This window comes from Telluria antibiotica, from assembly GCF_011682055.1.
GTDB lineage: Bacteria > Pseudomonadota > Gammaproteobacteria > Burkholderiales > Burkholderiaceae_D > Telluria > Telluria antibiotica.
Genome location: NZ_JAAQOM010000012.1, coordinates 235,533 through 250,222, shown reverse-complemented (window position 1 = coordinate 250,222; position 14,690 = coordinate 235,533). Strand labels below are relative to the sequence as shown.

The following is a 14,690-nucleotide window of genomic DNA, read 5'->3' as shown; positions in this document are numbered from 1 at the left end:
CACCATGCACCCTTCCGAGGTTTTATTCCAGGGCCAACGCCAGCCACTGCTCCTCCCCGCCTGCGACCACTACGCCGGCAGCGAGAAGCTGATGCGCAAGTCGATGGCCCTGCAACAAGAACTTGGTCCCCTGTTCGACATCACCTTCGATTGCGAGGACGGCGCCGCCGCCGGCAACGAACGCGCCCACGCCGAGCTGGTCGCGTCCCTCGTCGACAGCCCCGACAACCGCGCGCACCGCATCGGCGCGCGCCTGCACGACGTCACGAGCCCGCACTTCGCGCAGGACGTCGAGATCATCGTCGGGGCCGCCGCCCAGAAACTCGCCTACGTCGTTCTGCCGAAGCCCGACAGCCTGGAAGACGTGCTGCGCGCGCAGGACGTCGTCAACCAGGCCGCCGCGAAGGCCGGGCGCGCCGTGCTGCCGCTGCACGTGCTGATCGAGACGCACGGCGCCCTGCACGACGCCTACGCCATCGCCGCCCTGCCCCAGGTCGAGAGCCTGTCGTTCGGCATCATGGATTTCGTCTCGGCGCACCACGGCGCGATTCCGGCCGCCGCGATGCGCACGCCGGGCCAGTTCACGCATCCGCTCGTCGTGCGCGCGAAGCTGGAGATGGCGACGGCTTGTCACGCGCATGACAAAGTCCCGTCGCACAATGTGACGACCGAGATCAAGGACAGCGCCGTCGTCGCCAACGATGCCCAGCGCGCCGCCGCCGAGTTCGGATTCACCCGGATGTGGAGCATCCATCCCGACCAGATCAAGCCCATCGTGAAAGCCTTCACGCCGCGCCTCGCGGAAGTGAACGAAGCGACGAGCATCCTGCAGGCGGCGATGGCGAAGGATTGGGGACCGATTGCCCATGGAGGCCGCTTGCACGACCGCGCCAGCTACCGATATTATTGGACGGTGTTGCAGCGCGCGAAGCTGGCCGGCCTGGCGCTGCCGGAGGCCGCGGCGGCACTCGTCAATCAACCGGAATCCATCTGATGGCCATCACTCTAAAACAACCGCTCGCCGCCTGTGCCCTCGCGCTCGCGGCGGCAAGCCTGTGCGCGTCCGCATCGGCCGCCACCGGCGACAGCCACCCCAAGGCCACCAAGGTCCTGAAACAAAAAGAAAAGGCCAAGCCGGCCAAGCACAAGAAGGACAGCAAGAAGGACAGCAAGAAAGACAAGAAAGACGCGAAGGCGCACAAGGAAGAACCGAAGCCGGAGGTCGCCGACGACGAGCCGATCCCGGACGTCACGGACACGACGCTGACCGAGTTCTCGTGCGAGATGAACAACAAGGTCGCCGTGTACCGCAACCTGATGGACGACAGCTACATCATACTGCGCTGGCAGAACCACCTGCGCCGCATGGAGAAAGTCGGCACGACGACGGGCGCCCGCCGCTACGAGAGCGCGAAGTCCGGGCTGGTCTGGATCGGCATCCCGTCGAAGGGTATCCTGCTCGACTCGAGGCAGAACCGCCAGCTGGCCAACGAATGCAAGGACGCCGAACAGGCCCGGCCGGCAGTGGCCGCCGCGCCGGGCGACAAGACGAGCTGATGCCCCATCGGCAAGGCTGACCGAGTTGTAGGTAACAACAAAATCTCACTAAGGAGAGCTTTTATGTCTCGCAATACCCTGAACACGCTCAAGGATTTCCCGCTCGCGGCGGGCCAGACCGGCCAGTTCTACTCGCTGCCGGCGCTGGGCGAAGCCCTGGGCGTGAACCTGTCGCGCCTGCCGGTGTCGATCCGCATCGTCCTCGAGTCCGTGCTGCGCAACTGCGACGGCAAGAAGGTCACCGAAGAGCACGTCCGCCAGCTGGCGAACTGGGGCCCGACCGCTGCCCGTACCGAAGAGATCCCGTTCGTCGTCGCCCGCGTCGTCCTGCAGGACTTCACCGGCGTGCCGCTGCTGGCCGACCTCGCAGCGATGCGCAACGTGGCCGCCAAGACGGGCGCCGATCCGAAGAAGATCGAGCCGCTGGTCCCGGTCGACCTCGTCGTCGACCACTCGGTCACGATCGACCACTTCCGCACCCCGGACGCGCTCGACCTGAACATGAAGATCGAGTTCCAGCGCAATAACGAGCGCTACCAGTTCATGAAGTGGGGCATGCAGGCGTTCGACACGTTCGGCGTCGTGCCTCCGGGCTTCGGCATCGTGCACCAGGTGAACCTGGAATACCTCGCGCGCGGCGTGATGAAGAACGGTTCCACGTACTACCCCGACACGCTGGTCGGCACCGACTCGCACACGACGATGATCAACGGCGTGGGCGTGGTCGGCTGGGGCGTGGGCGGCATCGAGGCGGAAGCCGGCATGCTGGGCCAGCCCGTGTACTTCCTGACGCCGGACGTCATCGGCGTCAACCTGACGGGCACCCTGCGCGAAGGCTGCACCGCGACCGACCTCGTGCTGACCATCACCGAGATGCTGCGTAAAGAGAAGGTCGTCGGCAAGTTCGTGGAATTCTTCGGCGAAGGCACGGCGTCGCTGTCGACCACCGACCGCGCCACCATCGGCAACATGGCGCCGGAATACGGCGCGACGATGGGCTTCTTCCCCGTCGACGACAAGACCATCGACTACTTCCGCGGCACCGGCCGCACGGAAGAGGAACTGGCCGCCTTCGAGAACTACTTCAAGGCCCAGCACCTGTTCGGCGTCCCGAAGGAAGGCGAGATCGACTACACGCGCGTCGTGTCGCTCGACCTGTCGACCGTCACCCCGTCGCTGGCCGGCCCGAAGCGCCCGCAGGACCGCATCGAACTGGGCAACGTGAAGGCCAACTTCAACGACCTGTTCTCGAAGCCGACGAGCGCGAACGGCTTCAACAAGGCCCCGGAAGACCTGTCGAAGGTCTACGAGACGACCAACGGCCTGCGCGTGAAGAACGGCGACGTCCTGATCGCCGCGATCACGTCGTGCACGAACACGTCGAACCCGAGCGTGCTGCTGGCCGCCGGCCTGCTGGCCAAGAAGGCCGTCGAAAAAGGCCTCACGGTCGCACCGCACATCAAGTCGTCGCTGGCGCCGGGTTCGCGCGTCGTCACCAACTATCTCGAAGCGACGGGCCTGCTGCCTTACCTCACGCAGCTCGGCTTCGGCGTGACGGCGTACGGCTGCACGACCTGCATCGGCAACGCCGGTGACCTGACGCCGGAACTGAACGCCGCGATCACGTCGAACGACATCATCGCCGCCGCCGTCCTGTCGGGCAACCGCAACTTCGAGGCGCGCATTCACCCGAACATCCGCTCGAACTTCCTGGCGTCGCCGCCGCTGGTCGTCGCCTACGCGATCGCCGGCAACGTCACGCGCGACCTGATGACGGAACCGGTCGGCAAGGGCAAGGACGGCGTCGACGTCTACCTGGGCGACATCTGGCCGACCTCGCAGGAGATCCACGACCTGATGAAGTTCGCGATGAACTCCGAGGTCTTCAAGCGCAACTACGCGGACGTCAAGGGCAACCCGGGCGCGCTGTGGGAAGCCGTGTCGTCGGTGTCGGGCCAGGTCTACGACTGGCCGGAGTCGACGTACATCGCCGAACCGCCGTTCTTCAGCGACTTCGAGATGACGCCGAAAGCGGCCGCCGCCGGCATCGCGGGCGCGCGCGCGCTGGGCGTGTTCGGCGACTCGATCACCACCGACCACATCTCCCCGGCCGGTTCGATCAAGGAAGACGGCCCGGCCGGTAAATGGCTGAAGGACCACGGCGTCATCAAGGCCGACTTCAACTCGTACGGCTCGCGCCGCGGCAATCACGAGATCATGATGCGCGGTACGTTCGCGAACGTCCGCATCAAGAACAGGATGATCCCGCCGAAGGCCGACGGTTCCGCCGTCGAAGGCGGCATCACGCTCCACCAGCCGAGCGGCGAACAGCTGTCGATCTACGACGCCGCGATGAAGTACATCGCGGAAGGCACCCCGACGATGATCTTCGCGGGCGAAGAATACGGCACCGGTTCCTCGCGCGACTGGGCCGCGAAAGGCACCCAGCTGCTGGGTGTGAAGGCCGTGATCGCCCGTTCGTTCGAGCGCATCCACCGTTCGAACCTCGTCGGCATGGGCGTGCTGCCGCTGCAGTTCCTGGCCGACGACAGCGTCGACACGCTGGGCATCACCGGCAACGAGACCTTCGACCTGAAGGGCCTGGAAGGCGAGATCCGCCCGCAGATGCAGGCGACGCTCGTGATCCACCGCGCCGACGGCTCGACCAAGGAAACGTCCGTGCTGCTGCGCATCGACACGCCGATCGAAGTCGATTACTACAAGCATGGCGGCATCCTGCCGTTCGTGCTGCGCCAGCTGCTGGCGGCGTAATCTGCGGTAGAAAAAGCGAAAGGGCCGGAACCTGCTCGGGTTCCGGCCCTTTTTCATCGTCGACACTCGTGTTTCGGTAGGGTGGGCACCCCGTGCCCACGCGGACGTCGGCATAACGCGAACGTCACGCGTGGGCTCGGGGAGCCCACCCTACGCGCGTTATACGACAATCAGACTTCGGCCCACATCCGCAACAGGTTGTGATAATGCCCCGTGAGCGCCACGAGTTCCGCCCCATCGCCATGCTTCGCGCGCAGCGCCTGGATCGCGGTATCGAGTTCGAACAGCATCGCGCGGCGCCCGTCGTCGCGCACCATGCTCTGCACCCACAGGAACGACGCGAGCCGCTCGCCGCGCGTCACCGCCCTCACCTCGTGCACGCTGGACGACGGATAGACGATCGCGTCGCCCGCCGGCAGCTTGACCTCGTGCGTGCCGTACGTGTCGACGACCGCCAGCTCGCCGCCGTCGTAGTCGGCCGGGTCGGACAGGAACACGGTGCACGACACGTCGGCGCGCAGCGCGGCCCCGCTCCGCTGGGCGCGGATCGCGCCGTCGACGTGCGGGCCGTACTGCTCGCCGCCCGCGTAGCCGTTGAAGAACGGCGGCAGGATGCGCAGCGGCAGCGCGCTCGAGAAGAACAGCGGATGCGCCATCAGCGCCGCGCTCACGATCTGCCCCAGTTCGACGGCCAGCGGCGAGCCCTCCGCCAGCTGGCGGTTGCGCTTGACCTGCGCGCCCTGCGTACCGACGCTGGCGCGGCCGTCGACCCAGTCCGTCGCGTGCAGGCGCGCGCGCATCGCGTTCACCTGGTCCGGGGTCAAAACGCCCGGAATATGCAGCATCATCGTCGACTCCTCGTGCAGGGTCAGAACTTGACGTTGGCCGCCAGCGTCGCCGACCGGCCCGGGCCCACGCCCGCATAGTGCGGCGACGAGACGCGGTCGAAATAGAACTTGTCCGTCAGGTTCTGCACGTTCAGCTGCAGGCTGACGTCCTGGTTCAGCGCATAGCTGGCCATTGCGTCGACGCGGGTGTAGCCCGGCGCCCACTTGTTGTTGTTCACATTCCCGTAGACCCTGGACATCGTGTTCACGCCCAGGCCGGCCGAGAAGTCCTTCGTGACCGCATACGTCGTCCACAGCGTGGCCGAGTGCTTCGGCGTGGCCGGGAAGCGGTTGCCATTGTACGGCGAGACGACGTACACGGGCTTCGCTGTCGTGCCCACGTTCAGGTAGCCGTTGTCGGCCACGGTCGCATCCAGGAACGTGTAGCCGCCGAACACGCTCCACTGCGACGACAGCTTGCCCGAGAAGCCCAGCTCCGCGCCCTTCACTGCCTTGCGGCCGACGTTCTGCGTCGTGCCGTCCGGCGCCGTCACGCGGGCATTGTTCATCGTGCTCCTGAATACGGCCGCCGTCAGCGACAGCCGGCCGCCCGGCATCACGTCCCACTTCGTGCCCAGCTCGACGTTCCGGCTGCGCTGCGGTTGCAGGTTCTGCACGGCCACCGTCAGCGCGTCCAGGCCGTCGCCGCCGTCGTTGCCGGGCGGGGTCGCGGACGTCGCGTAGGCCAGATAGATACTGCCGTTCTCCGCCGGCTTGTACACGAGGCCCGATTGCAGGCTCCAGAACCGGCTGTCGACCGCGGCGCGGGTCGCCGTCGTCAGCGTGTTCAGGACGCTCTTGAAGTCGTCGTGGCGTGCGCCCAGGTTGAGCTGCCATTGCCGATCGAATTCGATGGTGTCGAATGCGTACGCGGCCTTCGTCTTCGTGCTCACGTGCGTCAGCGCGGGCGACACGGTGCGCGTGTAGACCCACGGATCGTACGGATTCGGATCGACCAGCGTGGTGCAGTTGTACAGCGTCGTGCTGCCGGACGTCGGGCAGGTGAACGTGCCCGTCAGCGGATTGTTCGTGCCCGGCGTGAAGACGTAGTTGCTGCGGTCGGTCGTTTCGCGGTCGAACTCGATACCCGCGTTGTACGTGTGCTTGATGCCCGCCGTCTGCAGCTCGCCCGAGATGCTCGTCACGTTCGTCGCCGTGCGCGTCTCCGTCACGCGCGTGTTCGCGCGGCGCCAGACGGTGCCGTACTTCACCGTGTTGCCCTTCGAGTCGTCGGGCTGGGTCCAGACGTAGTCGTTGTTCGACTTGCCGTAGCGCGTGACGTTGCGCAGCACGATGCCACCCGCCAGCTGGTGGCGCAGGTCGATGTTGACGATGTCGCTCTTCGTGTCGCGGAAGTCGCGGTTGGCGAGGCCGTAGAACGTGCTGCGGTCGACGTCGAACGGCCGGCCGTTGCCGTTCTTCGCGACGTCCGGTCCCGTCGTGAGGGGATTGTTGAACGGGATGCCCGTATCCGGGATCTCGTGCGTGGTCAGGTGGTAGACGCCGATGGTGACTCGCGTCGGGCCCGACAGGCCGAACGTGACCGTGGGCGCCACGCCGTAGCGCTTGCCGCCGACGACGGCGCGGCCGGGCACGTCGTTCTCGTGTGCCATCACGTTCAGGCGGAACGCGCTGTCGCTGCCGATGTTGCGGTTGAAGTCGCCCGTGAGTCGGCGGTATTTGTCCGTTCCGATGCCGATGCTGGCGCGGTTGAAGTCGTAGGCCTGCGCCGTCTTCGAGATCAGGTTCACGCCGCCGCCGGCCGACGCGCGGCCGCCGAGCGCCGAGTTTGGCCCTTTCACCACTTCGATCTGTTCGACGGCAAAGATCTCGCGCGACTGCGAGCCCGCGTCGCGGATGCCGTCGACATAGGTATCCGTCTGCGCGTTATAGCCCCGGATGAACATATTGTCGCCCACCGGATTCCCGCCTTCGGCCGCGCCGATGGTAATGCCGGGCACGGTGCGCAGCGCATCCGTCAGCGACGTGGCGCCCGTCTGCGCGATGATCTCGGCCGGCACGACGGTGACGGACTTGGGCGTGTCGAGCAGCGGCGCCGTGAATTTCTCGTTGGCCGACGCCTGCTGCGGCTGGTTTGCACCCGTCACCTGCACGCTCGGGATCGTGAGGTCGGGCGTCACGTCCGCACCGGCATGGGCGACGGCCGGCAGCGCCAGCGACGCCAGCATGGCCAAGGTGTGCGCCGGCAAGGGGCGCGCATGCTTGCGGCTCGTGATGAAGGAGGTCGGGGTGGCGGTGTCGTTGTTCTTGATGGTCATGGTGGAGTGGCGGGTCCGGCAGGCGTATCGGCGCGCTGTCTTTCGAATGAATATGAATGAGAACGATTCGCATTATCGTTCCTATTGACATGTTTGACAAGCAGCACGCGGCCTCGACCGTGGCCACGCCACGAAAACGCGACGGCGGGAATATTGCCTCCGTGTTACTGGGGTGTGGCCGAATCAACTACAATACCGGGGATAAGGGTTTATCATGACCCACAGCCCAAACCCAGAACACGACCACCCTTACCGTAAAGACTCCCCAAGCGTATGCGTCGCCCTTCCAAAGACTCACCTAAACTTTCGGCAGAAAGCCAGCGTCTCATCAGCATCAGCAACGCCATCGTGCAGGCCGCCAGCCGCGTTGAAGAACGGACGTGGGAACGCAACCTCGACACCCAGCTGCAGAAGCTGCTGAAGACGAACCACCAGGACAGCATCGACGCCGCCCTCAACGTCCTGTTCAAGGGCGACCTCGCGGTGTACGACGTGCTGATGGACGGCGTCGAAGCGGTCAGCGAGTCGTCGACGATGACGGAACAGGCCGCCGACGGCGCCGAGACCACCTGGCAGACCCTGCTCGTGGCCGCACCGATCCTCGCCTGGACCCGCTTCTCGATCGCGTCCGGCACGATCCCCGGCGACATCCTGAACACGCTGACGGCGCACTTCGCCGCCCACCTGCTGGCCGACAACACCAAGGTCGCGATCGCGCCGACCTTGTACTCGATCGACCAGCTGCCGCGCACCCACGCGGAGACCTACGCGCTGACGCACAAGCTCGCGCAGGCCGCGCACAAGGGCTCGACGGTGAAGCCGGCCGCGCCCGGTCCGGACACGTCGCAATTCCTGGCCGACACGCGCTACTTGCTCGTCGCGGTCGTCGCTCCGGTGGGCGCCCCGCTGTTCCGCTGGCAGGAACCGCAGCACCACATCAACTTCGAAGCGGAGCGCGAGAACGCCCTCGAGCAATGGCGCGCCCAGGCCGGCCCGAACGTCGCGCGCCTGCTGCCGGGCTGCGGCGTCGAGCTGCTGCTGCCGGAAGCGTATTACGTGGCGTGCCGCGAGGCCGACAAGCTGATCCGTCCGGTGTCGATCCGCGCCGCCGTCCACTACCTGACGAACACGCTGGGCGTGGAACCGAACGACCTGCGCGCCGTCGTCGCGGGCTTCGGCGACGAGATCAACGACAGCCAGGTCGACGAATACCGCGTCGGCTTCACGTTGCGCCAGTCGCCCGACGTCGTGTACGGCATCGTCTGGCCCCTGTACGGCCAGGAAGACGAGGAGGGCACGCCGATGGAAGGCCCGGCCGGCGGCGGCGACCGCCCGCTCGCGCCGCTGGACGAGATCGTCAAGCACCTGAACGACGTCGGCATCACGCACGTCAAGCGCATCGGCGAGCGCTATGTCGCGGAATACTGCGACGACTGCGGCGCCCCGCTGTTCGCCGACCCGACCGGTGAACTCGTGCATGCCGAAATGCCGGAAGACACACCGGCGGGGAACGAGCACTTCCACTGACGCGCGACACCGTCCGACACCCACGCCCGGCCCCGCGCCGGGCATTTTTTTGCAAATTCGGGGTCAGAGCACATTTTCAAGCGAATTCGGGGTCAGAGCACTTTCAGCCGCATGGTCCCTGAAGCAAGTATGCGCGTCCCCGCTGCGGCACGATACTCCGCGGCACCACGAATCGTCGTCGCGGCGCACGGTCCCGCGCAGATCGCGAAGTCCCGGAACATTGATCCTAAATGTGCTCTGACCCCGATTCTCGTCGGACATGTGCTCTGACCCCGAATTTTCTGACCCTGAATTTTGGCAACGGCGCCTCGCCGGCAACTCGATGCGATCCTCTAGTTTTCTTCGTTGACGCGCCCCGCCCCGGCCGCTAAATTAGTTAACACGTTAACTAAATGGCCGCCATCATGGAACCCGTCACCATCTCCCTGCCCGACAGGAGCACGATCGGCGCCACGCTGTGGCAAGCTGCCGACGCGCGCGCCGTCGTGCTGCTGCACCCGGCCACCGCCGTCACGCAGCGCTACTACGAAGCGTTCGCACGCTATCTGCACGGCCTCGGGATGACCGTGCTGACGTACGACTACCGCGGCACGGGCCGCTCGCGTCAGGCCGACTTGCGGTAGTGCACCGTGACGATGGCCGAATGGATCGAGGACGACAACACCGCCGTCACGCGCTGGGCCGCGGCCCGCTTCCCCGGCCTGCCGCTGCTTGCCGTCGGGCACAGCGTGGGCGGGCATGCGATCGCGCTGTCGTCGGGCAGCGAGGCGCTGACGGCGGCCGTGCTCGTGGCGTCGCATGCGGGTGTCACGCGCACCGTGCGCGGCGCCGCCGAGCGCCTGCGCGTGTGGTGCGTGATGCGCGTGCTGGCGCCCGTGCTGTGTGCCGCGTTCGGCTACATGCCGGGCCGCCGCATCGGCCTCGGCGAAGACTTGCCCCGCACGGTGATGCTGCAATGGAGCCGCTGGACGACGCTGCCCGGCTACTTCCTCGACGACCCGGCGATGGACGTGTGGCGCCGCATGGCGCGCGTGCGGCTGCCGCTGCTCGTGCTCGGCTTTGCCGACGACCCGTGGGCGAATCCGGACGCGATGGACATCCTGCTGCGGCCCTTGGTCAATGCGCGCGTCGACCGGCGCCACCTCGCGCCGCGCGACGCGGGCCTCTCCGCGCTCGGCCACATGGGATTCTTCCGCAAGCAGTGCGCCGACCGCGTCTGGCCGCAGGTGGCCGACTGGCTGCTCGCGCAGTGCGCGCGGGCGCCGGCGCGCGCGGGCAGCGAGGCATGACGGCCGGGAAGAAGCCGCCGCGCTTCGTCTTCCTGTTGAACCGCGCGCAAAAAATCCTGCAGCGCTGGATCGAGACGCGCCCGCAGGCATGGGACGGCATCAGCTCCGCGCAGGCGGGCCTGCTGTTCCTGCTCGCGTCGCGCGACGACCCCGCCACCGTCGGCGAACTCGCACAAGGCCTGCAGGTGGCGCCAGCCGCCGTCACGAACCTCACCAAGCGGATGCAGGCGGCGGAGTTGATCGAGCGGGTCGGCGACGAGGCCGACGGCCGCGTCACGCGCGTGCGCCTGACGACACACGGACAGGACGCCGCGCGCCAGGCGGGCATCGTGCTGAAGGGATTGAACGCGCGGCTGACGGCCGGGTTCTCGGCGGACGAACTGGACATCGTGGCGCGCTGGCTGGCGCAGGTCGCGGCGCTCGAGGACGACCTGCCGCGCGATTGACGCGTTGGCGTCTCAAGCCTGCGCCGGCAGCGGCAGCGGCATGTCCGCGTCGCTGGCGTCGCCTCGCACGGCGGCGAGATCGACCCAGCCCGCGCGCCATGCCTGCTCGAGGTTCCGCTCGATCGCATCCAGCGACGCGGCAACGGCAGCGGCAGCGGAGAAGCCGCGTATGCCGTACGCGCAGTTGCGGCCGTGCGACTTGGCCAGGTACAGGGCCATGTCCGCGAGATTGACGACCTGTTCCCACGTCAGCGGCGTCGTGCCGAACGCCAGTGGCAACGGCGCGTAGCCGACCGAGACGCTCACCGGCACGACCCCGTGCCGGTACTCGATCGGCTGCACCGACACGCCGCGCATGATGCGCAGCGCCACCTCCTCCAGTTCGCCCGGTGCGACGGCGGGCACGAACGCGAGGAATTCCTCGCCGCCCCAGCGCACGATCAGGTCGGTGTCGCGCAGTGCCACGCGCAGCCGCTGCGCGACCGTCGTCAACACGGTATCGCCGGCCGCATGGCCCAGCGAGTCGTTGATGGCCTTGAAGTGGTCGACGTCCAGCAGGAACAGCGCGCCCGCGTCGGCGTCGCCGCCCGTGCGCCGCTCGTCGCCGGCGCGCGCCATGACGTCCTGGAAGTGACGGCGGTTGTACAGCAGCGTGAGCGGATCGAGTGCGCCTTGCCGTTTCAGTTGCACGTTCTTTTCTTCCAGCTCGGCGTTGGCGCGCCGGACCTTCCGGTACAGCATGCCGACGATGACCGAAGCCAGCGCGGACGCAGCGGCCAGCAGCCACCAGACGCGCTGCTGCAGGCGGCGGTTGTCCAGCTCCGCTTTCGCGGCGCGGTTCTCCTGGCGCAGCGCGTCGATGCGGCGCTGCTTCTTCTCGGCCTCGTACTTCTGCTGCAGTTCCAGCACGGCCTTCTGGCGCTGCTCGGCGAAGATCTCGCTGGAGATGCGGCGCTCGCGATTGTAGGCGTCGACGGCGCCCTTGTAGTCGCCGGCGTGTTCCAGCGCGCGCCCGTACTCGCGCAACACGCCCAGCAGTTCCGGCTTGTCGCCCTGTTTTTCATACGTGGCGAGGCCCGCTTCGAACTGGCGCTTGCCCTCGGACAGGTGGCCCTGCCCCAGCAGCGCCTGGCCCAGGTTGACGCGCGCGGTGGCGACGTCGTTGTTGCTCCTGGCGTCGATCGCCGCATCCAGCGCCTGCGCCGCATAGGTCTGCGCGTCGCGGAAGCGGCCTTCCTTCAGGTAGCAGTCGGACAGGTTGACGAGCGTCGTCACGGCCATCTGGCGGGCGCCGATGCCGCGCTCCAGGCCGAGCTCCTCGAACAGGGCACGGCGTCCCCGCTCGAACGCCTTCTGCTCGACGGCCAGCGCGTATTCGTCGCCCAGCGCCGCCGCGACGTGGCCCGGCGACGCCATCCTCCTGGCCACCGCCAGCGATTCCTGCTGGGCCTCGGCCGCTTTGTCGAGGTCTCCCATGTTCAGGTACAGCAGCACGAGCGCGTGCAGGGCGGCCGCCAGCGGCGCCGCGTCCGTCGTGACCTGGCGCGCAAGGTCGACGGCGGCGTGGAACTTCGCCAGCGCCGCCGGATAATCGCCCTGCTCTTCGAACGACTGGCCGGCGGCGACGGTCGCCAGCACCTTCGTCGGCACGTCGGCGGTGAGGCCGGCGACGCGCTCCGCCTCGAACGCCGTCGCGTGCGAACCGGCCAGGTCTTCGCGCACGTACAGCGCGTTGGCGCGGGCGACGAGGCCCTTGGCCAGCGCCACGTTGTCGTTGTTGCGCCGGCCGAAGCTGATCAACTGGTCCGCGAGGTCCAGCGCATGTGTCAAGTCGCCGATGCCCCGTTCGGCCGTGCTGTAGTAGTACAAGAAGTCCGTGCGCAGCGGCGCCGGCGCGCCGGCCATTTGCCATGCCATGGTGCGCAGCCGGCTCGACGCCACGTCCGGCACGAACTTGGCCATCCTGCCGACCTCGCGCAGGCGGCTGGCCTGCGCGTCGTCGGCGCGGGCCAGCAAGGGGCACAGCAACAGGACGACGGCGCAGCCGCGCAGGATCGTGGCGCGGCTGCGCGTGCTGGATGGTGACGGTACGGGAAATGCCATTGCTCTCCTCGGGCTTGGCCGGACGGCGTACGGCCGCGTGCGCGTCATTATGCCCGCTGTCGTCTAGAAGGTTCAACCAAACGGTCGTCCCTTCCATACAACGGCCGCCATCAGCGCTCGGCGAGCGTGGCGAGATAGCCGTGGATCTGCGCCACCGCGGCCGCCCCCTCGCCCGCCGCGGCGGCCACGCGCTTCGTCGATCCGGCGCGCAGATCGCCCACGGCGAACACCCCGTCGACGCTCGTCTCCAGCGTGCGCGCGCCGTGTTCGGGCCGCGTGTCGGCACCCGTCAGCACGAAGCCCTTGTCGTCCAGCTCGACGCCGCACTCGTGCAGCCAGTCGCTGTTCGGGTCGGCGCCGATGAACAGGAACAGCCGGCGCACGGCGAACGCGCGTTCGTCGCCGCCGTCGCGGCCGCGGCAGCGCACGCCCGTCAGGCCGTCGTCGTCGCCGTCCAGCCCGACGATTTCGCGGCGCGGGTGCAGGTGGATGTTCGGCGTGGCCGCGATGCGCTCGATCAGGTAGCTCGACATCGTCGCTTCCAGGCCCGGCCCGCGCACGAGCAGGTGCACTTCCGATGCGTGCGCCGCAAGGAAGACGGCGGCCTGGCCGGCCGAGTTGCCGCCGCCGACGAGCACGACGGGCTCGTTGCGGCACAGCCGCGCCTCCACGGGCGAGGCCCAGTAATACACGCCACGCCCTTCGTAGCGGGCGATGTCGGGCAGGTCCGGCTTGCGGTAGCGCGCGCCCGCCGCCAGCACGACCGTGCGCGCACGCAGGCAGGTGCCGTCGTCGAGTTCGACCTTCAGCGGACGCTCGTCGCACAACAGGCGCATGGCTTGCGCGGGAATCGCGACCTCGGCGCCGAACTTCAGCGCCTGCACGTACGAGCGGCCTGCCAGCGCGCGACCGGAAATCCCCGTCGGGAAGCCGAGGAAGTTCTCGATGCGCGCGCTCGCGCCCGCCTGGCCGCCGTACGCGCGCTGGTCCAGCACCATCACGCGCAAGCCCTCCGATGCGGCATACACGGCCGTCGCGAGGCCGGACGGGCCCGCGCCCACGACGAGTACGTCGAACACGGTGCCGGGTTCGATGCGGGGCAGCGTTCCCAGGCAGCGGCCCACTTCAGCCAGGCTCGGGTTCTTCATCACGAAGCCGTCGGGCAGCGCGACGAGCGGCCAGTCGGACTCGTTGCGCCAGTGTTCGCGCACGAGCTGGGCCGCTTCCGGGTCCGTCTCCGGATCGCGCCGCGTGTACGGGTAGGCGTTCCGCGACAGGAAATTCTCGAGCTGGAACAGGCCCGCATGCGCCGCGGGGCCGATGAGGATGGGGCCGCCCGGCTTATTGCTGATCAATTGCACCCGGCGGAGGATGAACGCGCGCATCAGGCGCTCGCCCAGCTCGGCTTCGGCCACGATGACGGCGCGCAGGCATTCGGCGTCGAGTACCAAGGCCTCCAGGTCGCCCACGGCGACACCGTCGGCCAGCGGCGGCCGGCCGGACAGCTGCGCCACTTCGCCGGCGAACTGGCCGGGCCCGTATTCCACGACCTCGACGCGCTTGCCGAGCGCATCGGTCCGGCTGCACGACAAATGCCCCGCCAGCACGACGACCATGCCGGGCGAATCGACGCACGCGCGGAACACGGTGGCGCCGTCCGGCCACTGGCGGCACGTGCCGAAGCGGCGCAGGCGCTGGATGTCGTCGGCGCTCAGCACGGGATAGATCTGGTGGGCGCGCGTCGCGAGGTCGACGGCGGCGCGCGCCTCGCCATCGGGGATGAGGCTTTCGGGGATCAGCTCGGGAACGTGTTCGGACATGGTCGGCCGC

Annotated in this window: 11 protein-coding genes; 7 read left to right on the top strand and 4 right to left on the bottom strand. The window is 67.9% G+C overall.

The window, feature by feature from the left end; genetic code table 11:
• Positions 1-4: 4 nt before the first annotated feature.
• The 3 genes from HAV22_RS20275 (at position 5) to acnA (ending at position 4,329) form a co-directional block, all read left to right on the top strand.
• Positions 5-994 (top strand): HpcH/HpaI aldolase/citrate lyase family protein, encoded by a 990-nt coding sequence (locus tag HAV22_RS20275; RefSeq protein ID WP_166861569.1) that lies wholly within the window; start codon positions 5-7, stop codon positions 992-994.
• Positions 994-1,557 (top strand): hypothetical protein, encoded by a 564-nt coding sequence (locus tag HAV22_RS20270; RefSeq protein ID WP_166861568.1) that lies wholly within the window; start codon positions 994-996, stop codon positions 1,555-1,557. The genes HAV22_RS20275 and HAV22_RS20270 overlap by 1 nt, the downstream gene beginning before the upstream one ends.
• Positions 1,558-1,620: 63 nt before the next feature.
• On the top strand, positions 1,621-4,329 hold the full coding sequence (gene acnA / locus HAV22_RS20265) for an aconitate hydratase AcnA (RefSeq protein WP_166861567.1): 2,709 nt from the start codon (positions 1,621-1,623) through the stop codon (positions 4,327-4,329).
• Between the two features lie 170 nt (positions 4,330-4,499).
• Here the strand turns inward: acnA and HAV22_RS20260 are convergent, their stop codons facing one another.
• Positions 4,500-5,177 (bottom strand): Fe2+-dependent dioxygenase, encoded by a 678-nt coding sequence (locus tag HAV22_RS20260; protein WP_166861566.1) that lies wholly within the window; start codon positions 5,175-5,177, stop codon positions 4,500-4,502.
• A gap of 20 nt (positions 5,178-5,197) precedes the next feature.
• Positions 5,198-7,495, bottom strand: coding sequence for a TonB-dependent receptor (locus HAV22_RS20255; RefSeq protein WP_166861565.1), 2,298 nt, complete (start codon positions 7,493-7,495; stop codon positions 5,198-5,200).
• Between the two features lie 273 nt (positions 7,496-7,768).
• On the opposite strand from HAV22_RS20255, the gene HAV22_RS20250 reads away from it, so the two are divergent.
• The 4 genes from HAV22_RS20250 (at position 7,769) to HAV22_RS20240 (ending at position 10,757) form a co-directional block, all read left to right on the top strand.
• Complete coding sequence (locus tag HAV22_RS20250; protein WP_166861564.1) at positions 7,769-9,022, top strand: DUF2863 family protein; 1,254 nt, start codon at positions 7,769-7,771, stop codon at positions 9,020-9,022.
• Between the two features lie 392 nt (positions 9,023-9,414).
• Positions 9,415-9,645: a hypothetical protein gene (locus HAV22_RS31285; RefSeq protein WP_229421331.1), complete on the top strand. Its 231-nt coding sequence runs from the start codon at positions 9,415-9,417 to the stop codon at positions 9,643-9,645.
• A gap of 6 nt (positions 9,646-9,651) precedes the next feature.
• Complete coding sequence (locus HAV22_RS20245) at positions 9,652-10,311, top strand: alpha/beta hydrolase family protein (protein WP_229421330.1); 660 nt, start codon at positions 9,652-9,654, stop codon at positions 10,309-10,311.
• A complete protein-coding gene (locus HAV22_RS20240; protein WP_166861563.1) occupies positions 10,308-10,757 on the top strand; it encodes a MarR family winged helix-turn-helix transcriptional regulator in 450 nt (149 codons plus the stop codon). Before HAV22_RS20245 ends, HAV22_RS20240 begins: the two co-directional genes overlap by 4 nt.
• 12 nt (positions 10,758-10,769) lie before the next feature.
• Here HAV22_RS20240 and HAV22_RS20235 read toward each other — a convergent pair whose 3' ends face one another.
• Both HAV22_RS20235 and HAV22_RS20230 read right to left on the bottom strand, forming a co-directional pair.
• On the bottom strand, positions 10,770-12,860 hold the full coding sequence (locus HAV22_RS20235; protein ID WP_166861562.1) for a GGDEF domain-containing protein: 2,091 nt from the start codon (positions 12,858-12,860) through the stop codon (positions 10,770-10,772).
• Positions 12,861-12,970: 110 nt separating this feature from the next.
• Complete coding sequence (locus HAV22_RS20230) at positions 12,971-14,680, bottom strand: FAD-dependent oxidoreductase (RefSeq protein ID WP_166861561.1); 1,710 nt, start codon at positions 14,678-14,680, stop codon at positions 12,971-12,973.
• Positions 14,681-14,690: the final 10 nt, after the last annotated feature.